This window comes from Chryseobacterium sp. GVT01B (assembly GCF_019970045.1).
GTDB lineage: Bacteria > Bacteroidota > Bacteroidia > Flavobacteriales > Weeksellaceae > Chryseobacterium.
The window spans coordinates 414,038-438,632 of record NZ_JAHXYI010000004.1 but is presented as its reverse complement, the minus strand read 5'-3'; the positions used below and the strand labels follow the sequence as shown (position 1 = coordinate 438,632).

At 35.5% G+C, this 24,595-nt stretch carries 29 protein-coding genes; 18 read left to right on the top strand and 11 right to left on the bottom strand.

Features of this window, described 5'->3' with window-relative positions; translation table 11 throughout:
- Positions 1 to 36 precede the first annotated feature (36 nt).
- The 5 genes from LC457_RS11910 to LC457_RS11890 all read left to right on the top strand — a co-directional run bounded on the left by LC457_RS11910 (position 37) and on the right by LC457_RS11890 (position 5,552).
- Entirely contained in the window at positions 37 to 966 is a 930-nt protein-coding gene (locus LC457_RS11910) for an XRE family transcriptional regulator (RefSeq protein WP_223600019.1), read from the top strand.
- Positions 963 to 1,769, top strand: coding sequence for an AraC family transcriptional regulator (locus LC457_RS11905; protein WP_223600018.1), 807 nt, complete (start codon positions 963 to 965; stop codon positions 1,767 to 1,769). The genes LC457_RS11910 and LC457_RS11905 overlap by 4 nt, the downstream gene beginning before the upstream one ends.
- A gap of 120 nt (positions 1,770 to 1,889) precedes the next feature.
- The gene (locus tag LC457_RS11900; RefSeq protein WP_223600017.1) at positions 1,890 to 2,729 is read left to right on the top strand and encodes an SDR family NAD(P)-dependent oxidoreductase; all 840 of its coding nucleotides are present in this window, start codon (positions 1,890 to 1,892) and stop codon (positions 2,727 to 2,729) included.
- A gap of 166 nt (positions 2,730 to 2,895) precedes the next feature.
- Complete coding sequence (locus LC457_RS11895; RefSeq protein WP_223600016.1) at positions 2,896 to 3,810, top strand: AraC family transcriptional regulator; 915 nt, start codon at positions 2,896 to 2,898, stop codon at positions 3,808 to 3,810.
- Between the two features lie 89 nt (positions 3,811 to 3,899).
- Positions 3,900 to 5,552 carry a serine hydrolase gene (locus tag LC457_RS11890; RefSeq protein WP_223600015.1) on the top strand — a complete coding sequence of 551 codons (1,653 nt, stop codon included), beginning with the start codon at positions 3,900 to 3,902 and terminating at the stop codon, positions 5,550 to 5,552.
- A 48-nt stretch (positions 5,553 to 5,600) separates the two neighbouring features.
- Here the strand turns inward: LC457_RS11890 and rimM are convergent, their stop codons facing one another.
- The 5 genes from rimM to LC457_RS11865 all read right to left on the bottom strand — a co-directional run bounded on the left by rimM (position 5,601) and on the right by LC457_RS11865 (position 8,645).
- Positions 5,601 to 6,143: a ribosome maturation factor RimM gene (gene rimM, locus LC457_RS11885; RefSeq protein ID WP_223600014.1), complete on the bottom strand. Its 543-nt coding sequence runs from the start codon at positions 6,141 to 6,143 to the stop codon at positions 5,601 to 5,603.
- 14 nt (positions 6,144 to 6,157) lie between these two features.
- Positions 6,158 to 6,724, bottom strand: a complete 567-nt coding sequence (locus LC457_RS11880; protein WP_034698991.1) for a 30S ribosomal protein S16 — start codon at positions 6,722 to 6,724, stop codon at positions 6,158 to 6,160.
- Positions 6,725 to 6,922: 198 nt separating this feature from the next.
- Positions 6,923 to 7,435 carry a nitroreductase gene (locus LC457_RS11875; RefSeq protein ID WP_223600013.1) on the bottom strand — a complete coding sequence of 171 codons (513 nt, stop codon included), beginning with the start codon at positions 7,433 to 7,435 and terminating at the stop codon, positions 6,923 to 6,925.
- 97 nt (positions 7,436 to 7,532) lie between these two features.
- Positions 7,533 to 7,982, bottom strand: a complete 450-nt coding sequence (locus tag LC457_RS11870; protein WP_047420780.1) for a hypothetical protein — start codon at positions 7,980 to 7,982, stop codon at positions 7,533 to 7,535.
- A gap of 132 nt (positions 7,983 to 8,114) precedes the next feature.
- Positions 8,115 to 8,645 carry an SRPBCC family protein gene (locus tag LC457_RS11865; protein ID WP_223600012.1) on the bottom strand — a complete coding sequence of 177 codons (531 nt, stop codon included), beginning with the start codon at positions 8,643 to 8,645 and terminating at the stop codon, positions 8,115 to 8,117.
- A gap of 198 nt (positions 8,646 to 8,843) precedes the next feature.
- On the opposite strand from LC457_RS11865, the gene LC457_RS11860 reads away from it, so the two are divergent.
- From LC457_RS11860 to LC457_RS11835, 6 genes are all read left to right on the top strand, one after another.
- Positions 8,844 to 10,862, top strand: a complete 2,019-nt coding sequence (locus LC457_RS11860; RefSeq protein WP_223600011.1) for a M3 family metallopeptidase — start codon at positions 8,844 to 8,846, stop codon at positions 10,860 to 10,862.
- A 136-nt stretch (positions 10,863 to 10,998) separates the two neighbouring features.
- Positions 10,999 to 11,418: a DUF1801 domain-containing protein gene (locus LC457_RS11855; protein WP_223600010.1), complete on the top strand. Its 420-nt coding sequence runs from the start codon at positions 10,999 to 11,001 to the stop codon at positions 11,416 to 11,418.
- Between the two features lie 94 nt (positions 11,419 to 11,512).
- Positions 11,513 to 11,896: a tetratricopeptide repeat protein gene (locus LC457_RS11850; RefSeq protein ID WP_223600009.1), complete on the top strand. Its 384-nt coding sequence runs from the start codon at positions 11,513 to 11,515 to the stop codon at positions 11,894 to 11,896.
- 27 nt (positions 11,897 to 11,923) lie between these two features.
- On the top strand, positions 11,924 to 12,124 hold the full coding sequence (locus tag LC457_RS11845) for a YqaE/Pmp3 family membrane protein (protein ID WP_223600008.1): 201 nt from the start codon (positions 11,924 to 11,926) through the stop codon (positions 12,122 to 12,124).
- Between the two features lie 265 nt (positions 12,125 to 12,389).
- Positions 12,390 to 13,121, top strand: coding sequence for a class I SAM-dependent methyltransferase (locus tag LC457_RS11840; RefSeq protein WP_223600007.1), 732 nt, complete (start codon positions 12,390 to 12,392; stop codon positions 13,119 to 13,121).
- 107 nt (positions 13,122 to 13,228) lie between these two features.
- Complete coding sequence (locus LC457_RS11835) at positions 13,229 to 14,338, top strand: serine hydrolase (RefSeq protein ID WP_223600006.1); 1,110 nt, start codon at positions 13,229 to 13,231, stop codon at positions 14,336 to 14,338.
- Positions 14,339 to 14,344: 6 nt separating this feature from the next.
- On the opposite strand, the gene LC457_RS11830 is transcribed toward LC457_RS11835, so the two are convergent.
- Positions 14,345 to 15,751 (bottom strand): MFS transporter, encoded by a 1,407-nt coding sequence (locus LC457_RS11830; protein WP_223600005.1) that lies wholly within the window; start codon positions 15,749 to 15,751, stop codon positions 14,345 to 14,347.
- 40 nt (positions 15,752 to 15,791) lie between these two features.
- The gene (locus LC457_RS11825; protein ID WP_223600004.1) at positions 15,792 to 16,355 is read right to left on the bottom strand and encodes a TetR/AcrR family transcriptional regulator; all 564 of its coding nucleotides are present in this window, start codon (positions 16,353 to 16,355) and stop codon (positions 15,792 to 15,794) included.
- Positions 16,356 to 16,542: 187 nt separating this feature from the next.
- Here LC457_RS11825 and LC457_RS11820 point away from each other — a divergent pair, with 187 nt between their 5' ends.
- The gene (locus LC457_RS11820; protein ID WP_223600003.1) at positions 16,543 to 16,923 is read left to right on the top strand and encodes a VOC family protein; all 381 of its coding nucleotides are present in this window, start codon (positions 16,543 to 16,545) and stop codon (positions 16,921 to 16,923) included.
- 95 nt (positions 16,924 to 17,018) lie between these two features.
- Entirely contained in the window at positions 17,019 to 17,642 is a 624-nt protein-coding gene (locus LC457_RS11815) for a hypothetical protein (RefSeq protein WP_223600002.1), read from the top strand.
- A gap of 14 nt (positions 17,643 to 17,656) precedes the next feature.
- Here the strand turns inward: LC457_RS11815 and LC457_RS11810 are convergent, their stop codons facing one another.
- From LC457_RS11810 to LC457_RS23390, 4 genes are all read right to left on the bottom strand, one after another.
- Positions 17,657 to 18,676: an NAD-dependent epimerase/dehydratase family protein gene (locus LC457_RS11810; RefSeq protein ID WP_223600001.1), complete on the bottom strand. Its 1,020-nt coding sequence runs from the start codon at positions 18,674 to 18,676 to the stop codon at positions 17,657 to 17,659.
- Positions 18,677 to 18,735: 59 nt separating this feature from the next.
- Complete coding sequence (locus tag LC457_RS11805) at positions 18,736 to 19,311, bottom strand: Crp/Fnr family transcriptional regulator (protein WP_223600000.1); 576 nt, start codon at positions 19,309 to 19,311, stop codon at positions 18,736 to 18,738.
- Positions 19,312 to 19,523: 212 nt separating this feature from the next.
- Positions 19,524 to 19,904 (bottom strand): hypothetical protein, encoded by a 381-nt coding sequence (locus tag LC457_RS11800; protein WP_223599999.1) that lies wholly within the window; start codon positions 19,902 to 19,904, stop codon positions 19,524 to 19,526.
- The gene (locus LC457_RS23390; RefSeq protein WP_262904067.1) at positions 19,904 to 20,038 is read right to left on the bottom strand and encodes a hypothetical protein; all 135 of its coding nucleotides are present in this window, start codon (positions 20,036 to 20,038) and stop codon (positions 19,904 to 19,906) included. The genes LC457_RS11800 and LC457_RS23390 overlap by 1 nt, the downstream gene beginning before the upstream one ends.
- Positions 20,039 to 20,137: 99 nt before the next feature.
- Between LC457_RS23390 and LC457_RS11795 the strand changes: the two genes are divergently transcribed.
- The 5 genes from LC457_RS11795 (at position 20,138) to tyrS (ending at position 24,400) form a co-directional block, all read left to right on the top strand.
- Positions 20,138 to 20,758, top strand: coding sequence for a TetR/AcrR family transcriptional regulator (locus LC457_RS11795; RefSeq protein ID WP_223599998.1), 621 nt, complete (start codon positions 20,138 to 20,140; stop codon positions 20,756 to 20,758).
- Positions 20,736 to 21,230 carry a GNAT family N-acetyltransferase gene (locus LC457_RS11790; protein WP_223599997.1) on the top strand — a complete coding sequence of 165 codons (495 nt, stop codon included), beginning with the start codon at positions 20,736 to 20,738 and terminating at the stop codon, positions 21,228 to 21,230. Before LC457_RS11795 ends, LC457_RS11790 begins: the two co-directional genes overlap by 23 nt.
- Positions 21,231 to 21,240: 10 nt before the next feature.
- A complete protein-coding gene (locus LC457_RS11785; protein ID WP_223599996.1) occupies positions 21,241 to 22,059 on the top strand; it encodes an AraC family transcriptional regulator in 819 nt (272 codons plus the stop codon).
- A gap of 75 nt (positions 22,060 to 22,134) precedes the next feature.
- Complete coding sequence (locus LC457_RS11780; protein WP_223599995.1) at positions 22,135 to 22,725, top strand: NAD(P)H-dependent oxidoreductase; 591 nt, start codon at positions 22,135 to 22,137, stop codon at positions 22,723 to 22,725.
- Positions 22,726 to 23,200: 475 nt separating this feature from the next.
- The gene (tyrS, locus tag LC457_RS11775) at positions 23,201 to 24,400 is read left to right on the top strand and encodes a tyrosine--tRNA ligase (protein ID WP_223599994.1); all 1,200 of its coding nucleotides are present in this window, start codon (positions 23,201 to 23,203) and stop codon (positions 24,398 to 24,400) included.
- Positions 24,401 to 24,595: the final 195 nt, after the last annotated feature.

The window sequence follows — 24,595 nt, the reverse complement described above, 5'->3', positions numbered from 1 at the left end:
TAAAAAAAATACTACATTTGTGAAAATCACAAAACTATGCACCAGGAAGCTCTATTGAAGGAAATCCGAAGAAAAATCGGGGAAAAATCTTTAAATGATGAGATTGCCAACATTCTTAACATCAGTTATGATGCGGCCCACAGAAGAACTTCTTTGAAAGCTAAGTTCAGCTTTGAGGAAGCGCTGGAGCTTGCCAGGTACTATCAGATCTCATTGGATCAATTTCTGGGAACAGAAAATCAATTGGTCGTCAAAAGAACACAGCCGGTAAGAACCACCGAAGATCTTTTAAATTATTTCGAAAACTCATTGAAAATTTTAAATGTTTTTCAGAATATCAACAATTCCAAAGTATTTTATTCAGCAAAAGACATCCCGTTTTTTTATACCATTTCAGATTCCATTCTGTCCCGTTTCAAGTTTTATGTCTGGATGAATCTATTGAATCAGGATAAATTCTTAAGTCCGTTTCATGAATTTAATATGGAATACCATTCTGTAAAGAATGATCTGCTTAAAGATCTTTACGATAAACAAAACGTAACGGAAATCTGGAATGACACTACGATTATGAGTGCTTTGAGACAAATTTCTTTCTACTATGAAATGGGACTATTGAAGAAAAATGATGTGGATCTTATTCTTGATGACCTGAGGAAATTACTGGAAGGCCTGGAAATTAAAACACTGGAAAAAACTAATTTCCAGATATATGTCAATGATTTAGTAATTTTAAACAACAGTATTTTATTCAAAAATGAGCAGCAATGTTCCTTTTTCGTTCCTTTCAGCATGTTTGGATATATGATGACCAATGATAAAATCACCTGTGAAGATTCTCTGAGCTATTTTGAACATCAGATCAAAAACTCCCGATCACTGAACGAATCCGGAAACCGGGAAAGGAAAATGTTCTTTAATAAAATGTATGAACAGATTGACCGATTAAAACAAAATTTATCATGAATACCCTTCGTAAAGGCGAATATTTTGGGGAAACCAATCAGTTGGTCAATTTAGAAGGATTGACGATTACAGATACGGAATATACACATCCTTACGTAGACTGGCATTATCATGAAAATGCTTATTTCACTTTTTTGCTTCAGGGCAATATGACAGAAGGAAACAGAAAAGAGACCTATGGCTGTTCTGCAGGAACATTATTGTACCATCATTGGGAAGATCCGCATTACAATATTAAGCCGGATGTTTTTACAAGAGGTTTTCATATCGAGCTCACGCAAAGCTGGTTTGATCGTTTTGACATTCAGAAAAATAAAGTGGAAGGCAGCTTTAATATAAAAGATCCGGCTTTAAAACTATTGGTTTATCAAATGTTCAAAGAAACGAAAATCAATGATTTATCCTTTGAACTGGCCGTCAATCAGTTATTACTGCACCTTTTCAGTCAATTGACCCATCAGAAGGAAACCACTGATAGAAAACCAGTCTGGGTAGGCCAGATCAATGAAATTTTACATGAAAGCTTTACAGAAAGCCTGAATCTTACGGAACTTTCTAAAACATTGAACATTCACCCTATTCATCTCAGCAGGGATTTTCATAAATATTTCCACTGTAATCTGGGTGAATATCTCAGAAAATTAAAACTTAATAAATCACTTGAATTGCTGACTTTACCCCATTCTTTGACGGATATTGCTATAGAATGTGGCTTTTCAGATCAGAGTCATTTTACCCGATGTTTTAAAGAAAATATAGGAATTACACCTCTGAAATACAGAAACCTTCTGAAAAATCATTGAAATCATCTCGAATAAAATTACCATTCACGATTTGGATACATCATTCCCCGATTTGGATACATTTCCCTTTTCGTAAGTTTCCATCTTTGTACCATCATTTAAACAAAAAAATATTTAAAAATGGAAACAAAAAAAGTATGGTTCGTGACAGGAGCTTCAAAAGGCTTAGGATTCGAGTTGGTAAAAAAATTATTATCCGAAGGATTTCAGGTTGCTGCAACAAGCCGTACCGTTGAATCCCTGATCTCAACCCTCGGAGAAACTTCTGAAAACTTCCTTCCGCTAAGCGTAAACATTACAGACAATAACGATATTAAATCTGCCATTGCCAAAACGGTTGAACATTTCGGAAAAATTGATGTAGTTGTGAATAATGCAGGTTATGGACAAATCGGAACATTGGAAGAACTTACAGATGAAGAGGCGAGAGAAAATTATGCAGTAAATGTTTTCGGAACCTTAAATGTGATCAGAAATGCCATGCCTTATCTTCGTGAGCAAAGGTCTGGAAACATCTTCAATATTTCTTCCGTTGGTGGATATTCCGCTAATTTTCCGGGTTGGGGAATTTACTGCTCAACAAAATTTGCTGTTGCCGGATTTACTGAAGCTTTGGCTGAAGAAGTAAAAGATTTCGGAATTCACGCTACTGTAGTGTATCCCGGATATTTCCGTACAGATTTTTTAACTAAAGATTCTGTGAAAACACCTTCCAATCCTATTCAAGCGTATGAAGCTGCAAGGAATTCCGAACAGGCTCATCTTAATGACATCAACGGAAATCAGCCTAATGATCCGGAGAAGGCAGCTGATGTACTGATTCAGATCAGTAAAGAGAAAAATCCGCCGGTACATTTATTATTGGGAGTAGGAACGATGGAGTTTCTGAATAATAAGATTGATATCTTAAAGAAAGATGCTGAGAAATGGGAAAGCCTTACTGTTTCTACTGCGATTTAATTTGATACTATCCTTCGACTTCGCTTAGGATGACATTCCTAATACTTAATATTTTAATTTAATCGGATGAATTAAATATAAAACTTTAGAAGTCAGCCTGACTGTAGTCCAAGGTTTTATGATATCATGTATTATAATTTTTACAAAAACACTTAACTTCGCTATTATGAAACAGCCTGTTCGTTTTAATTCGATTTCAGATTTTCATGCTTTCTGTAGTCTTCCGAATCCTGAGCATCCACTGATCAGTTTGATAGATTACAGCAAGGTTCGTTATGTTGTAGAAAATGAAGAACTGAAGTGGATCCAGAATTTTTATTCTATTGGTTTGAAAAAAAATGTCACTCCAAAATTCAATTACGGTCAGCAGCAATATGATTTTGATTCTGGTGTATTGTGCTTTGTTTCTCCACAACAATTTTTAAGTCTGGAAATAAGACAGGATGTTGAAGTAGAGCCTACCGGATTTTTATTGCTGATTCATCCCGATTTTCTGTGGAATACTTCATTAACCAGGAAAATAAAGTCTTATGATTTCTTCAGTTATCAGGTAAAAGAAGCTCTTTTCCTTTCCGATAAAGAAGAGATAATTATTGTTGATATCCTTAAAAATATTGAACGTGAATATCAGGCAAATACCGATAAATTTACACAGGAGCTGATTATTTCACAGATTGAATTGTTACTGATCTATTCTGAACGCTTTTATGAACGGCAGTTTTTCACCAGAAAAAAATCAAGCCACGAATTATTATACAAGTTTGAAGATCTCCTATCCCAATATTTTGAAAGCGGAAATCTTCTTGAAAGTGGAATTCCTTCGGTAAAAACGATAGCCGAGCAAATGAATATTTCACCTAATTATCTCGGAACCTTACTCCGATTACACACTCAACAAAATACGCAGCAGCATATCCAGAATAAATTGATTGATTCTGCTAAAGAACGTTTGAGTACCACAAGTTTATCTGTAAGTGAAATTGCTTATGAATTGGGATTTGAACACCCGCAGTCTTTCAGTAAACTCTTTAAACAAAAGACGAATCAGTCTCCCGGAGAATTCAGAAAGCTGTTCAATTAGAATATATGGTGAATAATAAAATCGCAATGTTAATTTCATTCTATTTTACCATGAAGAAGTTTGCTACTTTTGCTTAAATACTTCTAGCAATGAAACCAGTTCTATTATTGATCTTTATTTTCACATTTTATCTTTATCAGGGACAAAATAAAAACATAGTCAATCCTGAAAAAATTGAAAATCCGATTCAAAAAAATCATCTCGGTAAAATTGTTTTCGTTAATAAAACTATTTCTCTTGAAAACCTGAAAGATTCGGATTTTCTCAGTTCTCCTTTATTCCAGGAAAACGGAGATCTTGGTATTCATGCTTTTTTTGATAACTCTCTAGTTAATTATCTGCATCAGCTTGAACCCAATTGGACGGTTGATGAACTGCTCAAAAACGGAAATTATCAATTCTCATTTTATGTAGATGGAAAACTGATCTATAAAGAAAATCTCAATACAGGTGCAGGTACGGCAGATCATAAAAAAGTCAAGACCTCATTGCGAATTCCTCTTCTCAGCAGTAAAAACGAAGATTCATGGGGAAGGTATTTATGGATGCGCTTTTATATGTCTCATAACGGAATTGATGCTCTGGCGGAAGGAAATCATACCTTAAAAATTGAAATACGTCCGTATCTCAACGCTTCTACACTCAAAACAGGGCCTGTTATTGCAGAAGGTCAGATCAATCTCAGTGTTCCTTCCCAAAACATTCAAGAGCAGCAGATTGCCATTCAACCCATTCAATCCAACAGTGGATGGAAGGTTTCTCAGAAAAAAATCAATACACAAGCTATCAGAAATCTGAATAAGAAAATTGCAGAAAACAGGTTTAAAAATATAACCGGAATTGTAATCATAAAAAGCGGAAAATTGCTTCTGGAAGAATATTTCAACGGATCCGGAAGAGATTCTTTGCAGGATACCCGTTCTGTAGGGAAATCATTTTCTTCAGCCTTGACGGGAATTGCTGTCAAAGAAGGATATTTAAAAAGTGAAAATCAATACCTGAAAGAATTTTATGATCTGAAACAATTTAAAAATTATTCTTCTCAAAAAGAAAATGTTACTATAAAAAGTTTGTTGACAATGAGTTCCGGATTTGAAGGAAACGATGAAAACCCGGAATCTGCCGGAAATGAAGAAAATATGTATCCTACCGAAAATTGGGTAAATTTCACATTAGATCTGCCAATGACAGAGAATACACCAGGAAAAAACTGGAATTATTTCACTGCCGGAGTTGTGGTAACCGGAGATATTTTGGATAAATCGGTTCCACAAGGCTTAAAAAACTATGCTGATAAAAAGTTATTTCAACCCCTTGGAATCACAAATTATAAATGGCAGTTTACTCCGCAGCAAAAACCTTCTCTGGCGGGAGGACTTCGTATGAAAGCTCTTGATTTTGCAAAATTCGGGCAGCTGTACAGCAATAATGGAATTTGGGAAGGAAAAACTATTCTGAGCAAAGAATGGGTTGAGAAATCTTTTACCAATTATTTTCCGGATCGTCACGATTTTGAAGGGTATGGATATTTATTCTGGAGAAAAGTTTATACAGTGGGAAACAGCAGTTATGAGGCTTACCAATCCAGCGGAAATGGTGGAAACAAAATCATCATCTTCACCAAAATACCCGTTGTAATGGTAATTACCGCACAAGCTTACAATAAACCTTATGCCCATTCACAAGTTGAAAAAATGGTACAGGAATATCTTTTACCCGCCTTAAAAATGGGTAATGAGTAATGAAGTAATAGTAAGTAGAAAAGTGAGGAAGAATAGCTTATTGCAAAACTATTCGTCTTTCTTGGATGGAACCAGAAATACGTCAATAAGCCCTTCAGGAAGTTCCATTTTGATTATTCTTTCTTCTCGGTCAACTTCAAGAATCCAGTCTTTGATCATAGGAATAACCACTTCTTTTCCATCCAGATTGGTAATGAAATACACCTGTGCCGTCTGATCGTTTACAGATCTGATCACTCCACAGTTGTTATCATTTTGATCAAAGATTTCAAACCCGATGATCTCGTGATAGTAGAATTGTTTTCCCGAAAGTTTAGGCAGTGAAGCAAGCGGAAGGTAAACATTTTTACCCAACACCTGGTCTACCATAGCCTCAGAAGAGTTTTTGAATGCAAGATTCAGAGCATCAAGTTTGCTCCATGATGATCTTTCAATAAAAAATGGAACCAATAATCCGTTGATTTCAACGAATATTGATTCCAATTTATTGTAAAGCTCGGGTTGATCGGTATCCAATTTAAGGATTACGTTACCCGCAAGTCCATGTCTGCGTGTGATTTTTCCTAAAAAATAGCAATCTTCTTTACGCATAACAGGGTTTGTTCTTAAGCTTCAGTGTTTTCTTCAGTTTCAGCAGCAGGAGCTTCTCCTTCTGTAGCTTCAGCAACAACTTCTTCAGCAGGTGCGTTAGCAGCTTCTTCAGCAGCTTTAGCATCAGCCTCAGCTTGTGCAGCAGCAGCAACTCTAGCTTCGTTTACTTTTACTTCAGCTTCTAAAGCAGCTTTCTTAGCATCAGCTTTAGCAGTTGCTAAACCTTCTACTTTACCTTGTACTTTAGAGTCTTTAGCTTCTACCCAAGCATTGAATCTTTTTTCAGCTTCAGCTTCGTCAAAAGCACCTTTAGCTACACCACCTTGTAAGTGTTTTTTGTAAAGAGCACCTTTGTAAGATAAAATAGCTCTAGCAGTATCAGTAGGCTGAGCACCGTTGTTTAACCACTGTACAGCGGAATCAACGTTCAATTCGATAGTTGCTGGATTAGTAATTGGGTTGTAAGTTCCTAGTTTTTCGATGAATCTACCATCTCTTCTAGCTCTAGAATCTGCAACCACGATGTGGAAAAAAGGTTTTCCTTTTTTACCGTGTCTTTGTAATCTGATTTTTACTGACATAATGTTTGAATTTTACGGGAACTCGTCCCAGTTAAATATTTAAGAGTGCAAAGATAGTAAAAAAGTTTAAAGTAAAAAGCTTCAGATAAAAAGTTTTATAAAATTCATTTTTCCAGAAGCCGGGAACCTGCTCTCGCTACTCGCTTTTTTCTTTTTACAAAGATAAAGAGCTTAAACAAACCGCTCGATCAGGGCTATTTATTCCAAATTACCCATGTAAAACAATCCCAGACATTTTTGGTTTTCTTCAATAGTCAGAGAATCTTTCAACTCATCTACAATTTTGGGAGAACTCCAATAGCATCCGATATTATTCGCTGTACAGGTAAGATACATGTTCTGAACCGCCATTGAAACAGCAGCTATTTCTTCCCATTCAGGAACCATTCCGCTGAAGTTAACTACGATAGAAACTACAACATTGGCTTTATTGATTTTAAAACCGATATCATTGTATTTTTTTTCTAAGAAAAGCTGTTCGGGTGTAATTGCTTTATAGATAGCCTGCATTTCTGAGGCTAGCTGTGCTTTCTCTTCACCTTTGAATATTTTAAAACGCCAGGGTTTTGTGCGTTTATGATTGGGAGCAAGTGTAGCAGCATTTAAAATTTCCTCCAAAACTTCCTGAGATATTTCTGTATCCGCATAATCTTTTGGGAAAATACTTCTCCTTTGCTCTATGATTTCTTTTAAAATGGATGCTTTATTCATGTAACAAAATTACGAAAAAGATGGAAGCAGGAAGCCGGATGAAGGAAGTTTAATGTTTGATTGGCTGATAGGTACCGGAAACTTATCAATTTTACTTTTACAAAACCTCTATAACCTTCTGATGGATTTTGTTTAAAGTAAACTCATCGCCGGATTTCATACCCATCATTTTTTTGGCCATGGGACTTTCGGGAGAGATTGCATAGAACCGGTCTCCTTCAAAAAAGAATTCCCCTAATGACACTGATATATAAAACCGGGCCTTATTGGTGATGACCAGTGAGCCAAGCTGTACTCTTTCTGTAGCGGTATTCAGGACTTTTGCCATATTTCTTTTAAGATCATTCAAAGCCCCCAGCTGTCTCTGCATCTGATAAATCTCCTCCTGCATTTCTTCTCTCATACTGTCATATTTCGGAGTTTTTTTGATGTCACGGCTGGCCTCCAGGGTAAATTCAATAAAGTTTTTAAGCTTCTCAATTTTCTCTGCGATAGTAGTTTTCACAAAGTCTCTGATATCACTTTTTTCAAATACAATCTTCTCCATACAATCGATTCTTTATATAAAGATAATATTTTTGAATAATATTTCTTTGCTAATCTAAAATAACTTGATAAACGAAATCAGGAAAAAAGAATTGTAATAAAAAAGCCTTGTAAAATTTACAAGGCTTTCATTTTATTTTTCAGCAAGTTTTTTCAGATCACCCAGACCCTGGCTAAACATTTTATCCATGTTCCCGTTCATCAGTGGTTTCATAATTTTCATCATAGGAGTCAATTCATTATCAATCATCCAGGTCACTTTGGTTCCGCTTCCTTCAGGAACCATAACAAAATTAGCCTTCATATCTCCCTCAAAAGGTTTTATAAAGTGAAGTTTTGTAGCCATTTTTTGATTAGGAACCAGCTCACTAATTGCCTGCTCTCCTTCTCCTACATTTTTATCACCTTTCCAGTGATAGGAATCTCCTACTTTATCACCGTCCCCTGAATAGGTAATCACAATATTTTTATCAGCCTTGGAAAAAGGATCCCATTGATTGTAGCCTTTTAAAGTACCTACATAAGGCCATACTTTTTCCTGTGGTGCATTGATGACAACAGATTTTTCATAATGATAATCTTTACTGAAAGCCAGCATTGCAATTACAGCATAGATGATAGCCAGCACAATGATGGCACCAATGATTTTTAAGAGTGTTTTCATAGTCTATATATTTTAAGGTTATTTATTTTAAATCTGTTTCAAAATTAAATATTCCCACATCACTCCCACTTTCCATATGACAAGATTATTTAAAGATAAGTATTTTTGTCATAACTTGTGAGTAAGGCATTATTTTTGAGCGTTTCAGCTGTGATTCCCAATGAATCATTACATTTACCTTTTATAAAAAATCGAAAAATGAATATTTTAACAGAAAAATTTACTACTCCATATCATTCAGCGCCATTCAATGACATTAAAAATGAAGATTATCTGCCGGCATTTAAAGAACTGATTCAAAAATCAGAGGCAGAAATTGATGCTATTGTCAACAATACGGAAGCACCCACTTTTGAAAATGTTATTGAAGCATTGGCATATTCAGGGGAACAGCTGGATGTGGTTTCAAATATTTTTTTCAACTTAAATTCTGCTGAGACCAGCGATGAGATCCAGCAAATTGCCCAGGAGGTTTCTCCGATCTTAACGGAATATTCTTCAAAAATATCTCAAAACGAAGCCCTTTTCAACAAAATCAAGAAAGTATATGATGAAAAGGACAAATATAATCTCAACGAAGAACAGGGAATGCTTCTGAATGAGACCTACAAAGGTTTTGTAAGAAGCGGAGCTCTATTGAATGAGGAAGACAAAGAAAAATTAAAGAAAATCAGCATGGATCTTTCTTTGAAGTCTTTACAGTTCGGACAGAATGTTTTGGCTTCTACTAATGCTTATTTTAAACATATTACGAATAAGGAAGATCTTGCAGGAATTCCTGAGGCTATTATCGATCAGTATGCAGAAGAGGCTAAGGAAAGAAACCTTGAAGGCTGGGTAGTGACTTTACAATACCCAAGCTATATTCCGTTCATGACGTATGCTGAAAACCGCGAACTGAGAAAGGAACTGGCGCTGGCAAACGGTAAAAAATCCTTTGATGGCGGAGAATTTGACAATCAGAATCTGATTAAAGAACTTCTTAATCTAAAACAGCAGAAAGCTGAACTTATCGGGTATAAAAACTATGCAGATTTTGTTCTGGAAGAAAGAATGGCGAAGTCTCCGGTAAAAGTTTTTGATTTCTTAAACGAACTTTTAACCAAAGCAAAACCATATGCTGATAAAGAAATTGAAGAATTAAAATCTTTAGCCAAAGCTGACGGAATTGAAGAAATGCAGGGTTACGACCACGCATTCTATGCTGAAAAACTTCGTAAACAGAAATTTGATCTTAATGATGAAGAATTAAAACCTTACTTCCCGTTAGATCAGGTGCAGGAAGCGGTATTCGGATTGGCAGGAAAACTTTTCGGACTGACTTTTGAGGAAAGAAATGATATTCCAAAATACCACGAAGATGTAAAAGTATATGAAGTAAAAGAGAATGGAATTTACAAATCTCTGTTATATGTTGATTATTTCCCAAGAAAAGGGAAAAGAGCCGGTGCATGGATGACCAGCTACAAAAATCAGTATAAGCAAAATGGTGAAAATTCCCGTCCGCATATTTCAATCGTTTGTAACTTCAGTAAACCGACAAAAGATACTCCTAGTTTACTAACATTCCAGGAAGTGACTACTTTATTCCATGAATTCGGGCACGCCCTTCACGGAATGATGGCAGATACCCAATATCCTACGCTGTCAGGAACTTCTGTAAAATGGGATTTTGTGGAACTTCCCTCTCAGTTTCTGGAGAACTTCTGTTATGAACCTGAGTTCTTAAAAACATTCGCCAAACATTATAAAACCGGGGAAGTACTTCCTGACGAGAAAATTGAAAAGATAGAACAGTCTAAAAATTTCATGGAGGGTTACCAGACTTTAAGACAGCTAGGTTTTGGACTTCTTGATATGAACTATCATACTAAAGTTGAAGAATTAGAAAATGAAAGTGTAAAGGATTTTGAAGATAAATATACCAAAGCAACAACGCTTTATCCTTCCAATTCTGAAACGGCAATGAGCCCAAGTTTCTCCCATATTTTCCAGGGCGGGTATTCTGCCGGATATTATTCTTACAAATGGGCGGAAGTTCTGGATGCAGATGCTTTTCAGTATTTCAAAGAAAACGGAATCTTCAACCCTGAGATTGCAGCCAAGTATAAAATATTGCTTTCTTCAGGTGGAACGAAAGATCCAATGGAACTTTATAAAAGCTTCAGAGGCAGCGAGCCAAAAGTAGAGAGTTTGCTGAAAAGAGCATTTGGATAACCCATAAACAGATTCAACGGATCAGGAAAAATACAATATAAAAGAACAGCAATTGCTGTTCTTTTTGTTTCATCATTATGCATATTGTGCTTTATGAAATTTTGTAAATTAGTCGCTCAATAATCTCAAATTTCACATGACCATCCAAGAACAAATCAAAGACTATATCGACAGTCAGCCTGAGAAGAAACGCAATGATATGCAGGAACTCCATTACATCATTCTGGACCTTATGCAAGAATGCCAGTTATGGTTTCTGGATGGAAAAAACAGTGAAAATAAGACTGTTTCCAATCCCAATATCGGATATGGATTCTATACCATACAGTATACCGACGGAAAAACCAGAGATTTTTATCAGATCGGAATGAGTGCCAATACCTCTGGAATCTCAATTTATGTTCTCAACATCGCTGATAAGACCTATCTGAGCACAACCTATGGAGATAAAATAGGGAAAGCCAACGTAACCGGATATTGCATTAAATTCAAAGCGTTGAAAGATATTAACATTGAAATCCTCAAAGCGGCCATACTGGATGGTCTTAAAGAATAAAATTCTTTTAACCTTAAAAAAACAGCAAATCAATTTTAAGAAAGCTAAATTTGTACAGTAAACAAAGCAAACATACATTCTGTAATTTTAAATAATGAGTACGATACCTCAAAGATTAGAAAACGTAAAAAAACTTCAGGCTAGAAGATGGGAAAATGAAGATCATTGGGATACTTTGAATGATCTGCTAATTAAAGAACTAGATGAAATTTTACTCATTGAGCCTGAAAACACTTCAGCTTTAATTAATATTGGCGCTGTTTATTCCGATATGGGAGAAAACGAAAAGGCTCTGGAGTATTTAAAGATGGCTTTAAATTTAGGTTCCAAAGATAAAAACCTGTTTGTAAACCTCGCTATTGTGCTTGTTTATATGGAAAAGCATCAGGAAGAATATTTAGAATATCTTGAAGAAGCGGAAGACAAAACTGCAGATCCGCTTACTTTTAAAGCTTATTTTGATCCTCAATCCCGCTAAATTCTGTTCAATTAAAAATTTAAAATTATGTTACTAGCCATATTACTTCCCTTCTTATCCTTCATCGTCCGTGGCAAAGTTCTCACCGGAATTATCTGCCTGATTTTACAGATTACTTTGATCGGATGGCTTCCTGCCGCCATATGGGCTGTACTTTCTTTAAATAATGAAAGAACAGATAAACGTAATGACAAACTGATTAAAGCAATGCGAAAAAATCAAAAGTAACGTCTCAATTCCCAACACAAAGCAATATTTGATAATACATAACAGCATTTGAGTTCTGATATTATTGTCGTAAATTTACGTAAGTCCATCTTCATTAAAGAATTTGCAGGAATGATACTTCTTTAATGAGCTGAAAATTTTCAAAGTCTCAACTATCTAAGTATGTTTATCCATGTCAAGGTTTAAAACCTTGACATGGATAAATGATAAGTCAGGTAAGAAAAGTCAAAATGACTTTAATTAAAGAACCACAATTTTTGAAGCTATGAAAGAAAATAAATACGACAATCCGTCATTTTTTGACCAGTACGAAAAAATGCTCCGCTCACAGATAGGATTGGAAGGAGCTGGAGAATGGCACACCTTGAAAAATATGCTGCCTGATTTTCATGGAAAAGATATTCTTGACCTCGGCTGTGGTTTTGGGTGGCACTGCCGTTATGCTATTGAAAATGGTGCAGAATCCGTGATCGGAATTGATCTTTCGGAAAAAATGCTTGCAAAAGCTCAGGAAATCAATAATCTGGAAGGAATTCAATATGAAAGGAAAGCTTTGGAAGATGTGGAATATCCTGCTGAAAAATTTGATATCATATTGAGTTCGCTTACATTACATTATGTAGAATCATTCGATAGTATTGCTCAGAATATTTACAATTGGCTGAGCCCCGGAGGATCTTTTGTCTTTTCAGTGGAACATCCTGTTTTCACTGCTGAAGGCGGCCAGGACTGGGTATATGATAAAAATGGCGAAAAAACCTGTTGGCCTGTAGACCGTTATTTTATGGAAGGAAAAAGAAACACGACTTTTTTAGGAGAGAATGTAATCAAATACCACCGTACTTTAACTTCTTATTTAAATACTTTATTAAAACACGGTTTCAAAATCAAAGAAATTATTGAACCAGAACCAGGTCAGGAAATGTTGAAAGAAATCCCTGAGATGAAAGAAGAACTCCGCAGACCAATGATGTTGTTAATCTCTGTTGAAAAATAGTTTCTTATAAAAACTCATTCTATTTTTTAGGAAAAAACATAAATCACTATATTGTATAACATAGTAATAATAATTAATCATATCTTTGTATAACAAATTACAGAAATATGGTTATAAAAAAACTAACTTCCTTTTTGATATTGCTTCTGCTTTTCAGCAATATAATTGATGCTCAAATCCATACTAAAGGATATGAAAAGAAAATTGACAGTATAATTCAGACAGAATTTGGGAATGAAAATGAGCCTGGTGGTGTTTTCCTGATTACCCGGAATGGAAAGAATCTCTACCGGAAAGCATTTGGAAAAGCCAATCTTGAACTCAACGTTGATATGACCCCGGAGAATGTTTTCCAGATCGGATCAATGACCAAACAGTTTACCGCTGTAGCTATTCTGATGCTGGAACAACAAGGCAAACTTACTGTCAGCGATCCCATTTCCAATTACGTTAAAGATTATCCTAACGGAAACAAAATTACTATTCATCTTCTTCTGACCCACACCTCGGGAATTAAAGATTTTACCAAAATGAAATCCATTTCCTCTATTGCACAAAAAGAGATGAAACCTGAAGAAATGGTTGATTTTTTCAAAAATGAACCTATAGATTTTGCTCCGGGAGAAAAGTTTGATTATAACAATTCCGGATATGTGATTTTAGGGTATATCATTGAACTGGTTTCCGGAACTTCTTATGAAGATTTTATCAAGAAAAATATTTTTGATACAGCAGGAATGTCCCATTCTTATTACGCTTCAGACAGAAAAGTGATCCTTCAAAGAGCTTATGGCTATCACAAAAAGGAACAGGGATTTGTCAATAAAACAGTCATCAGTTTCAGTGTTCCTTTTTCTTCCGGTTCATTGATGTCTACTGTAAATGATATGTTGAAGTGGCAGCAGGCTTTGCTTCAGAATACTCTGTTGAATTCAACAGAAACCCAAAAAGCATTTCAGAAATATAAGCTGAATAATGGTGAAGAATTTACCTACGGATACGGATGGCATTTGAAAGATATTAATGGAACTCCAGACCGGGAACATGGGGGAAGTGTATTTGGATTTAAAAGCATGGGCGTTTATATTCCCAGTGAAGATATCTATGTGATAGGATTCAGCAACTGTGATTGCCACTCTCCTACTGAAGTCACCAGAAATATTGCGAAAGCGACGTTAAGTGAAGTCAAGACCTCATCTAAAAAAACATACAAATAATCCTGATTATTTTCTACACCTCATTTCAGGGAGAACATGGTTAGGAACTTTAAAAACTGAAGCTATTACAAAAATCAGACAGAGAATATTGATTAATACTGTCACTGAAAACGCATTGTGATAATGCTTTACCAAAGGTTTCGTTCCCAGAAAATAGTAAAAAACACTTCCTACAGCGACAATTCCAATGATGGCAGCAATCTGTTGAAATGTATTGTAAATCCCGGATGCATTTCCAATCAACTTTTCAGACATTCCCGACAGGGCAATATTGGCCAGTGAAGGAATGATTGAACCTACTCCCAACCCATGCAAAAACAACAGCAGGCAGAACATGGGAAAACCGATCTGTATTCTGAATAAAAACAGCTGAAGAATAAGAATAACAATAATAAAGCTGAGCCCTGCAATCAGAGCTTTTTTTCCATATCTCAAAATCAGTTTTACAGAAACCGCGGATGCCAGTATAAATCCCAATCCCTGAAAGACAATAATTTCTCCGGCTGCTAACGGAGTGATCTTTAATCCATCCTGAAAAAAAATCGACAAAATATAAAAATAGGAATCCAGCATAATGAAGAAGAAGGAAACGGCCAGAATTCCCAGATTGAAATTCTTATAACGGAACAATTCAAAATCAATCAGATAAGATCTTTTATTTTCTATTCTTCTCTTCTGATTTTTGATAAAACCTAAAATAATTCCGGCTGAAATGATAATCAGTATGATATTTTTGAAATGAAAACCTTCATGTTCAGACATCGTAAGGGCATAAGTAGCAGAGAACAATCCTGCAGAAAGCATTACAACGCCACCCATATCAAAAGACTGCCTTATCGAAGTTTTAGATTCATTCAATAATTTCAGACTAAGAAAAATTGCGGGCAGGCATATAGGAATATTCATTAGAAAAATAAGTCTCCAGGGTTCTTCCATCATCGTAAGTGATGAAAAATATCCGCCGAGAAACTGACCTAAAATAGTCCCTATTCCAATAGTGATCCCATACCAACCCATGGCTTTTGTACGTTCATGATGAGCAGTAAATAAAATCTGAATCATGGAAAGCACCTGCGGAGCCATCATTGCAGCGCTTATCCCTTGTACAAATCTCGAAATAACAAGTTGCTCAGCTCCTGCAGAAATTCCGCAAGCCATAGAACTTACCATAAAAGATATTAATCCGATGATATAGATCTTTTTTCTTCCGTATAAATCACCCAATCGCCCTCCGGTAATCAGAAAAGAAGCAAATCCGATAAGGTAAGCCGCGATCATAAACTGCATTTCTCCGTTGGAAGCATGAAGATCACGCTGTATGGAAGGTATAGACACATTAATGATAAAAATATCTATAATTGTCAACAACTGTCCAAAGAGTATAACCAATAATTTCAAATACTTATATTTCATTTTTATATAGATATATCTATTTTATAACATTCAAAAAAAATTAGGGTAATAAACCCTGAACAATTTTTTTAACCTGATCAAAAGAATCATTCTGTTTGCTGATTGTTGATGTTATAACCGCTCCTTCTATTAAAAGGAAAATATTCCCGGTTATTAAATCAACATCAGAAACTTGTCCTTGTACCCCATATTCTGTTACGAGTGTTTTAATCAGATCTTTCTGTTTTTCTTTATGCTGTTTGGCAAAACCGGAGACAGAAGGATTTCCTTCCCCTAATTCAGAAACTATTTTTATGAAATGACATCCTGCAAACTTGGAGGTCTGCTGTAATTTCTTCCTGTAGTCAATAAGTGCCAGAAGTTTTTCTCTGGGTTCTGCAATCTTGGATGTACTGTTTTCATATCCCTCAAACCAACCAAGCTCTTCTTTGATGAGATATGCCTGAAGAAGATCGTTTTTAGATGAAAAGTGGTTGTACAGTGAACCGATGGCTATATCAGCTTCTGCTATAATCTGGTTGATTCCTGTAGAATTGTATCCCTGTTTATAAAATAAATCTGAAGCAACCCTGATAATCCTCTCGCGTACTTTTTCTTTTTTCATCGTGAAAATTTTTACAAATCTAAACAAAAAATAGATAAGTCTATCTATTTTTAAAATACAGATAAATATTCTATTTTAGATCAAAGAAATAATCCCTGTCATGAAATCCCCGTTTTTCCTTTTCCTGTTTTTACTACTAATAGCTGTATCTTGCAGTCAATCACAGAAACCTAACCTTGGAAAAAATATGAAATCGACCAACCCTGTAGTATATTTTGAAATCCCTGTGCATGATCTGGAGCGTGCAGAAAAGTTCTATTCTGCTGTTTTCAACTTTAGTTTTGAGAAAGAAATCATAGATCGTTATGAGATGGCTCTGTTTCCTTTTGAAGAAAAAAACAGTGGGATTACAGGAGCTCTGGCCAAAGGTGATGTCTACAAACCTTCCAAAAACGGTGTTATTATTTATTTTAAAACAGAGAATATTGACCATACCCTGGAAAAGGCTGTAGAACATGGAGGAACTGTTCTTTATCCTAAGAAAACAGATGAAAAGTATGGTTTTGCCGTAGCAGAATTTGAAGATTCAGAAGGAAACAGAATTGCATTACATGAAACGGTAAAATAGTTATACCATTCGCTACATATTATTTTTTTAAATAAAATTGAAGCATATTTTGTATCTTTCAATAACCATTTTTAAAGATTATTTGGTAAATACCTATGGCGGAAGAACTTTATTTCATCAAAACCAACCCTACTATTGCCAAAATTAATTTGTACAATAAGCTCGACCGTGAAGAGGAAAATATTCTACAATTCCTGCCATCTGATGCAAAAGACACGCTTGAAAACATCAAAAACAAGGTAAAGGATTCTGTTGAAGAACTTACTCAGGAGGAACTCCTCCTTATTTTTCAATGGTTTAGTAAAGTGTATTCTTCAGATCATGAGGAAGCAAAAACACAGCTTTTCATCAATGGTATTGATCTTTTTTATGAAATACCGACAACCGTTCATGCCGAAAACTTTCTTCAGATTCTTTCAGACTATGAAAAGCTCCTGAAACAGGACATGAATTATATTGTAGACTCCAAAAACTTCAATCAATTCCTGATCTATGGAATATTTCTCACAGAAATTATCAACAGAGACCAGCATCACGATAATATACTTTGTGAGTATCTGAAGCCGGACAATCAATCTTTATACGTTTTGGCAGAAAACCAATGTGCTTCAAAAGAATTTGACGGAAAAATCATTCCGGAGCTTCAACATCATTTTGCTGATCTGTATGATCTGACTAAGTTTTACAAAGGACCTATTATCAAACTTGAACAGGAATAAATAAAGAGACATTTTTATGCCTCTTTTAAAATTCCAGGGTTTTTCATCAGATAATCTAATGCTTCCTTCACTATCTGTTCAGGACTTTTGGGATTAAAACCAAGTTCATTTCTTGATTTGGAAATATCAAAATCCTGCTGTAATCCGGAAAACATGGCAATATCTTTTCTTGTGAGTACAGGAGCTTTGCCACTGAGCTTTGCGGTAAATTCCATAATGGCAGCAATACTGAATAGGATTCCTTTAGGCACTGAACGGGGAATCTCCAGTTTCAATTCAGGATAAAGTTCGCTGGCTAAAATGGTGGTATCTGTAATCGTCAAACATTTTTCATTGGCCAAAATATAACGTTCCCCAGAACGGCCTTTTTCAGCTGCGAGATAACATCCTTCGGCCACATCTTTCACATCTATCCAGTTCAAAGTAATTTTGGTATCTACCGGAATTTTCTTGTTCAGGATAAGTTTCAATACTCCGAAGGAAACATTCAACGGAGAAAACGCTTCACTGCCTATCATCGCAGAAGGCATCACAGAAACCAGCTCTATTCCCAATTTTTCGGCCAGATCAAAAGCCAGTTTTTCACCATCATTCTTAGAATTATAATACATATCTCTCCGGTCCGGATTATAGCCGTTACTTTCTTTCGCAGGTAATGTAGTATAATCCAGTGCAGCAACAGAACTTACATAGATTATTTTCTTCACACCAGCTTCTGCTGCTGCTTCGATGGTGTTTCTGGTTCCCGCGATATTCACATCATAGATTTCTCTTTTGGGATCTTTTGCCCATAATTTAAAAGCAGCACCTACTGCATAAAAAGTTTCAACACCCTGAAGGGCTTTTACAAAAGAAGCCTTATCCGTAATATCAGCCTGCACCAGCTCACAATTCAGTCCTTCAAAAGGTTTTCTATTATGTATATTTCTTACTGCCGCGCGCACCGGCAATCCCTGTTTCAGTAAAAATCGGACTAAATTATTTCCCAGATGTCCATTTGCTCCGGAAACAAGACTTAAATGATTCTTTGTCATTGCATTGATTTTAATGCTGCAAAGTTCATCTTCCCAGAACCGGAACCACTTGACTTTTGTTAGTTAATTATTTTTCTCCGGATTCTGCTCAGACTTTCGGGTTTCATCCCTAAAAACGAAGCAATGTGCTGGATGGGAACATTCTGAATAATTTCCGGATAGTCTTGCATGAGTTTCAGGTAACGCTGTTCGGCATTCAAAACAGATAATTCTCTGGAACGGTTCTCATTATAAGCAATTGATTGTTGAAAAACCGAAATACTGAAATCTTTCATTGCCTGACTCTTAGCAGTCAGATAATCCAGGTTTTGTTTTGAAATTCTCAAAAGTTCAGCATCTGTGATGCATTCCACATTATTTTCAGAAACAGTACCATTGATAAAATCTGAATAAGAAGTGAAAAATCCGGGTGGACAATTGACATGAGTAGTAATTTCATTACCATTCTGGTCATTGTAAAAAAGCCTGAGATAGCCTGAAATAATATAGTAAAGATAATAAGGAACCTTTCCTGCTTCTTCTATCACAGTATTTTTTGAAAACATAACCGGCTCAAAATATTGTTTGACAGCTTCTGTTTCTTCACAGGTAAAATCATGAGCTGACCGGATATATTGTAAAAGCTTGTCGTGCATCGAAGTGAATATTTTAAGTCTTTTGCAAAGCTACCAAAAGAAAGCTTCAAAATTTATCAGTTAAAAAAATATTCGCCTTCTCATGTAACATTCCGGACTCAATGATTGTCTTGTATACATAATCGAAAGAACACTGCTGATAAAAAAGTACAACTGAGATTATAATAATAATTGAACCAGGATAAAAACTATACCACAGCCAGCAGTCTCCTTTACGATGTAGATCTGTTGGCTTTTTTATTTATAGCCAAATTCTTCACTGAAAAAAAGTAGTATACCAGTCCTCCGGTAAAATAAGCAAGTACATCAAAAACATCTCCGGTAAACCGGACAGATAGTTTCGGGCAAAGCACTTCAAACAAAAAAGACAGATAGAACACTGAAGTCAGTATAAATCTCAGATCCGGTTTCCATGGATACCCCAGGATTGAATTCATTATATATTCTATGAGATAACAATACATAGGAACAGTAATACCGTCTGTAAAATAATCATTGATAACGGGAATATAAATTCCGTTTCGTCTCAGTACAGCAATAGTCCCCCAAGCTGCCAGTCCCAGCAGAAACCAATATGAAATTCTTCTTTTCATCACATGTGGAGCACTGCCATTATTATCCCAAGAATCACCTGCAGTATTTTGGATATAACTTCCTGAGGGTCTCTTTTACTTTCATTTTCATTTTTATCTGCTGATTCGTAATCAAATTTTGGTTTGCCTTCCATTGCCTTATAATTTATTACTGCAAATATATCAAATTAGAACAATTGTTCTAATTTTAAAAATATGATTTATATCCACTCTTATATTCTTATCTTTGAGCTATGAAGACCAAGGATAAAATTCTGTCTAAAGCGCTGGAATTATTTAATGACAAGGGGTATAACAATATCACCACAAGGCATATTGCGGCTGAACTTAACATCAGTGCGGGCAATCTGCATTATCATTTCAGGCACTCGGAAGACATTATTAAAATTCTTTTCTCAGAGCTTACCCTGAAAATGGATGAACTACTGAACCAAATGAAAAAGCTGGAGAATAAAAGCCTGGAAGATCTTTATCAGTTTACTTATTCTACCTGTGAAATCTTTTATTTTTACCGTTTTATATTTATTAATTTTATAGATATACTCAACCAGATTCCTGAAATAGAATCCAGATATGAAGGGATCAATTTCAGCAGAAAAGAGGAATTTCAGCTCATCTTTTCAGATCTTCAAAAGAGTAATATTTTTCAGAAAGATGTTCCTCATTTTATCGTAGATTGTCTTACTGAACAGATATTCATTATTGCAGATAACTGGCTTACTCACAACAGGCTTATCTTAAAACTCAGTCCCCAAGAAGCAATACAGCATTATACGCTTCTGCAGATGAATCTTTTCTATCCACTTCTTAATAAAGAACAGCAAAAACTTTATGAGCAGCAATACATCCAATAGTCACAGTATCACCATCAGAAAAGGGCTCAGGAAAGATCTTCCGGAAATGCTGGAGCTTTTCACATCCACAATAGATGAGGTATGCAAAAAAGACTACAATCCCCACCAACTTGAAGCATGGAAATCCGGTGCAGAAAACGAGAAAAGATGGATAAATGTGATCAGCAGACAGTATGTTTTAGTTGCTGAAAATAGAAATCAGATCATAGGATTCTGTACTCTTGATAAAGGAAACTATATTGACCTTCTTTTTGTACACAAAGATCATCAGAAAAAAGGGATAGCAGTGATGCTTTACCATGAAATTGAAAAGGAAGCTCTGAAGCATGATACGAAACAAATTACAGCAGATGTGAGCAAAACCGCCAGACCATTTTTTGAAAAGATGGGTTTTCATTTGATTGAAGAGCAGACTGTTTATGTAAAGGAAATTGCCCTTACCAATTATAAAATGACAAAAAACATTTGTTGATTTCTGAATTATGGAATTACCACTGCAATACAATGAGTTTAGAATTTCAGTTCCTCTGGAATTTGAAAATGTATTTACTCATTTTTATTTTGCTGAAAATACTTCTGATCTATCTGTTACCAAAACTCTTTTGCCCACGTATCAGACAATTCTGTTATTCTGTTTTGGAGAAAGTGCTACAATGTCTACCCGGGAAAAGACGATCATTGGTGTTGATAAATGTATGGTATTTGGTCCGGTGAGGCAATCTTTTGAATATACGCTTCCTGCAGGTTGTTCTATTCTGGTAGCCAATTTTAAAGATGATGCTTTCTTCAGATTTTTTGGAAAAGTACCCATTGAACAGTCGGTAAGACATCCTGACGAACTGCTGGAAGAAAATTGTTTTACAGATTTGTGGCATCAGTTGAAAAATTTAGCTTCAACACAAGAACAAGTAAATCACATCCTTGAATTTTGCCGACCTTATCTTCAGCATCAGGACACTACCAGTAAGCTTTTGAGCAGTTTTGAAAATGATCTTTTAAATCCGGTCAAAGTAATTGCAGAACAGACTCAGCAGACGGAAAGAAATATTCAGCGCAAGCAGAAAGAGCAATTTGGATATTCTTTAAAAGAACTTAACCGCTATAACCGTTTTTTAAAAGCTGTAAAAGTCATTGAAGAGGAAATCGCTAAGCAGAATAAAGTGAAATGGTTTACCATTATTGATGAATGTGGTTATTATGATCAAAGCCAGCTTATTCATGATTTCAACCATTTTATGAACATTTCGCCAGCTCAGTATTTAAAATTTCAGCAAGAGATCTGTAATCCAAAATCGAAATAGTCCGTTTCGTTTTCTTACAATTTTCGCACAGTACATCACGCTACTTTTGTCTCATTAATCTTAACAAAAAAAGCAATGAGACATTTAATAATTTACGCCCATCCGAATGAGAACAGTTTAAATCATCAACTTTTAAACACCGTTATTGAAACACTTGAATCCAGTAATCAGGAAATTGTAGTGAGAGATCTTTATGCGACAGGTTTTGATCCTGTACTTTCTTTGGCTGATATGCAGGGGCAGCGCATGGGAAAAGTAGCTGATGATATACAAGTTGAACAGGATTATATTTTCTGGGCAGAACAGATTACTTTTATTTATCCTATCTGGTGGACAGGTCTTCCTGCGATGATGAAAGGTTATATAGACCGGGTGTTTAGTTACGGATTTGCTTACCGCTATGACCATGGTATACAAAAAGGACTTCTGACGGGTAAAAAAGCCGTCATTATCAATACCCACGGAAAATCTCATGAAGAATATGAACAAACCGGAATGGATAAAGCTCTCACTTTAACCTCGGATAATGGAATTTTCATCTACTCCGGACTGGAAATTATTCAACATTTATTTTTTGATAAGGCAGATAAAGCAACTTCCGAAGATATTGAAATCTGGAAGGATCAGATTAAAAACTTATATTCTGAACATGTCCTTAATTATTAAATAACAATTCATGAAAACAAATACTGATAAACAAACCGTTAATCCTTTATTAATCAACACTTATAAGCTGACAAAGAAAATAATAAAATACAGTTTTTACATCTTTATCCTGTATTTTACTTTTAAGGGATTTATGGCATGAAATTAGCTTCAAAAATCGCAAGTAAAATTGTTTTGAACCATTATTTTAAGCCATTAAGATAGATGGATGGTTAAGTTTTTTTTAAAACAAATCTTGTTATAACCCTGCAATACGTCTTAATGGTTTAAATATTGGATCCGCAGAAATTCTGTACATTTACAACATCATGAAACATTTAAACAGTATACTACGTCTTCCATTCTTCAGTGAATATTACGTTCCGAGCTATCGTTCGGGAAGACTTTCTATATCTGTAATTCAATAAAATAATCTAAAATATTATAGAGCCCGGACAGTACCTGTCCGGGCTTTTCATTTTTAAAACTATTCAACATGATTCATTTACTACAAGAAAATGTGGCTATTATCCTTCCTGAAAACGGTTTGGAAGAAAAACTTACACAAGCCCAAAAGGAAAACAGAAAACTATCCATCAAACTGGGATTTGACCCTACTGCACCGGATCTGCATCTGGGGCATGCGGTAGTACTGAAAAAACTGAAACAATTTCAGGATCTGGGACATCAGATCATTATCGTGGTAGGAAGCTTTACAGCAAGAATTGGTGATCCTACAGGGAAAAATAAAGCCCGAAAACCTTTAAGTGCTGAAGATGTACAGCATAATGCCCAGACTTATATCAATCAACTTTCCAAAGTAATTGATGTTCAGAAGACAAAGATTCTTTTCAATTCTGACTGGCTGGATGCGCTTGACTTTTCAGAGGTTATTCAATTGCTGTCAAAAGTTACTGTTGCCCAACTGATGCACCGTAATGATTTTAATAAAAGATTTGCGGAAAATACTCCTATTGCCATGCATGAACTGGTATACCCAATTCTTCAGGGCTTTGATTCTGTAAAAATTGAGTGCGACATCGAAATGGGTGGCACAGATCAGCTTTTCAACTGTACAATGGGAAGGCAGCTTCAGGAGGTACATGGAATGTCTGCACAGATCGTTATGTGTATGCCTCTGCTCAAGGGTCTTGACGGAAAGGAAAAAATGAGTAAGTCACTGAACAATATTATTGGGCTGACAGACGAGCCTAATGAAATGTTTGGAAAGACAATGTCTATTCCCGATGCATTGATAGAGGAATTTATCAACCTGACTACGGATTTTTCGGTGGAAGAAAAAAAGACTCTTGTTTCGAGAATAACGGAAGGCGAAAATCCTATGAATATTAAAAAGCTCATTGCTAAAAATATCATCAGCCAATACCATGATAATGCTTCAGCAGAAAATGCGGAACAATTCTTTATCAATCAGTTTCAGAATAAAAATTTTGAAGAGAAAGTGTATGAGTCTGTTTTTATACATAATTTGAAGAGTATTCAAAACAAGGTATCTCTTGTGGAACTTTGCCATCAGCTTAAAAATGAGCTAAGTAAATCGGCAGTCCGAAGGTTAATTGAGAATGGAGGAATTCAGGTCAATAACAATAAAATAACAGATGCTAATGAAGAAATGGAACTGATCCCTCAAACTAAAATAAAGATCGGGAGAAGAGGCTTTTTTGAGTTAATATAAGGCTGGAAGAGGGAAGCTGGGAGAAGAAAGTTTCTGGATGACGTGTAACATCTGAAGCTATTTGATTGAAATCTTTGAGATAACTTTTATTAAAAAGAGAAAAGTATATCTTAGCAATCAAAATAACTTCCATCCTCCTTCTCCCAGCTCCCAGCCTTAACCATTACATTATCCAGCTTATTTCAATATCTTCGT

Coding starts and splice junctions, on each gene's coding strand:
- LC457_RS11910 (WP_223600019.1), top strand. CDS start 37: ATGCACCAGGAAGCTCTATTGAAGGAAATCCGAAGAAAAATCGGGGAA.
- LC457_RS11905 (WP_223600018.1), top strand. CDS start 963: ATGAATACCCTTCGTAAAGGCGAATATTTTGGGGAAACCAATCAGTTG.
- LC457_RS11900 (WP_223600017.1), top strand. CDS start 1,890: ATGGAAACAAAAAAAGTATGGTTCGTGACAGGAGCTTCAAAAGGCTTA.
- LC457_RS11895 (WP_223600016.1), top strand. CDS start 2,896: ATGAAACAGCCTGTTCGTTTTAATTCGATTTCAGATTTTCATGCTTTC.
- LC457_RS11890 (WP_223600015.1), top strand. CDS start 3,900: ATGAAACCAGTTCTATTATTGATCTTTATTTTCACATTTTATCTTTAT.
- rimM (WP_223600014.1), bottom strand. CDS start 6,143: ATGCGTAAAGAAGATTGCTATTTTTTAGGAAAAATCACACGCAGACAT.
- LC457_RS11880 (WP_034698991.1), bottom strand. CDS start 6,724: ATGTCAGTAAAAATCAGATTACAAAGACACGGTAAAAAAGGAAAACCT.
- LC457_RS11875 (WP_223600013.1), bottom strand. CDS start 7,435: ATGAATAAAGCATCCATTTTAAAAGAAATCATAGAGCAAAGGAGAAGT.
- LC457_RS11870 (WP_047420780.1), bottom strand. CDS start 7,982: ATGGAGAAGATTGTATTTGAAAAAAGTGATATCAGAGACTTTGTGAAA.
- LC457_RS11865 (WP_223600012.1), bottom strand. CDS start 8,645: ATGAAAACACTCTTAAAAATCATTGGTGCCATCATTGTGCTGGCTATC.
- LC457_RS11860 (WP_223600011.1), top strand. CDS start 8,844: ATGAATATTTTAACAGAAAAATTTACTACTCCATATCATTCAGCGCCA.
- LC457_RS11855 (WP_223600010.1), top strand. CDS start 10,999: ATGACCATCCAAGAACAAATCAAAGACTATATCGACAGTCAGCCTGAG.
- LC457_RS11850 (WP_223600009.1), top strand. CDS start 11,513: ATGAGTACGATACCTCAAAGATTAGAAAACGTAAAAAAACTTCAGGCT.
- LC457_RS11845 (WP_223600008.1), top strand. CDS start 11,924: ATGTTACTAGCCATATTACTTCCCTTCTTATCCTTCATCGTCCGTGGC.
- LC457_RS11840 (WP_223600007.1), top strand. CDS start 12,390: ATGAAAGAAAATAAATACGACAATCCGTCATTTTTTGACCAGTACGAA.
- LC457_RS11835 (WP_223600006.1), top strand. CDS start 13,229: ATGGTTATAAAAAAACTAACTTCCTTTTTGATATTGCTTCTGCTTTTC.
- LC457_RS11830 (WP_223600005.1), bottom strand. CDS start 15,751: ATGAAATATAAGTATTTGAAATTATTGGTTATACTCTTTGGACAGTTG.
- LC457_RS11825 (WP_223600004.1), bottom strand. CDS start 16,355: ATGAAAAAAGAAAAAGTACGCGAGAGGATTATCAGGGTTGCTTCAGAT.
- LC457_RS11820 (WP_223600003.1), top strand. CDS start 16,543: ATGAAATCGACCAACCCTGTAGTATATTTTGAAATCCCTGTGCATGAT.
- LC457_RS11815 (WP_223600002.1), top strand. CDS start 17,019: ATGGCGGAAGAACTTTATTTCATCAAAACCAACCCTACTATTGCCAAA.
- LC457_RS11810 (WP_223600001.1), bottom strand. CDS start 18,676: ATGACAAAGAATCATTTAAGTCTTGTTTCCGGAGCAAATGGACATCTG.
- LC457_RS11805 (WP_223600000.1), bottom strand. CDS start 19,311: ATGCACGACAAGCTTTTACAATATATCCGGTCAGCTCATGATTTTACC.
- LC457_RS11800 (WP_223599999.1), bottom strand. CDS start 19,904: ATGAAAAGAAGAATTTCATATTGGTTTCTGCTGGGACTGGCAGCTTGG.
- LC457_RS23390 (WP_262904067.1), bottom strand. CDS start 20,038: ATGGAAGGCAAACCAAAATTTGATTACGAATCAGCAGATAAAAATGAA.
- LC457_RS11795 (WP_223599998.1), top strand. CDS start 20,138: ATGAAGACCAAGGATAAAATTCTGTCTAAAGCGCTGGAATTATTTAAT.
- LC457_RS11790 (WP_223599997.1), top strand. CDS start 20,736: ATGAGCAGCAATACATCCAATAGTCACAGTATCACCATCAGAAAAGGG.
- LC457_RS11785 (WP_223599996.1), top strand. CDS start 21,241: ATGGAATTACCACTGCAATACAATGAGTTTAGAATTTCAGTTCCTCTG.
- LC457_RS11780 (WP_223599995.1), top strand. CDS start 22,135: ATGAGACATTTAATAATTTACGCCCATCCGAATGAGAACAGTTTAAAT.
- tyrS (WP_223599994.1), top strand. CDS start 23,201: ATGATTCATTTACTACAAGAAAATGTGGCTATTATCCTTCCTGAAAAC.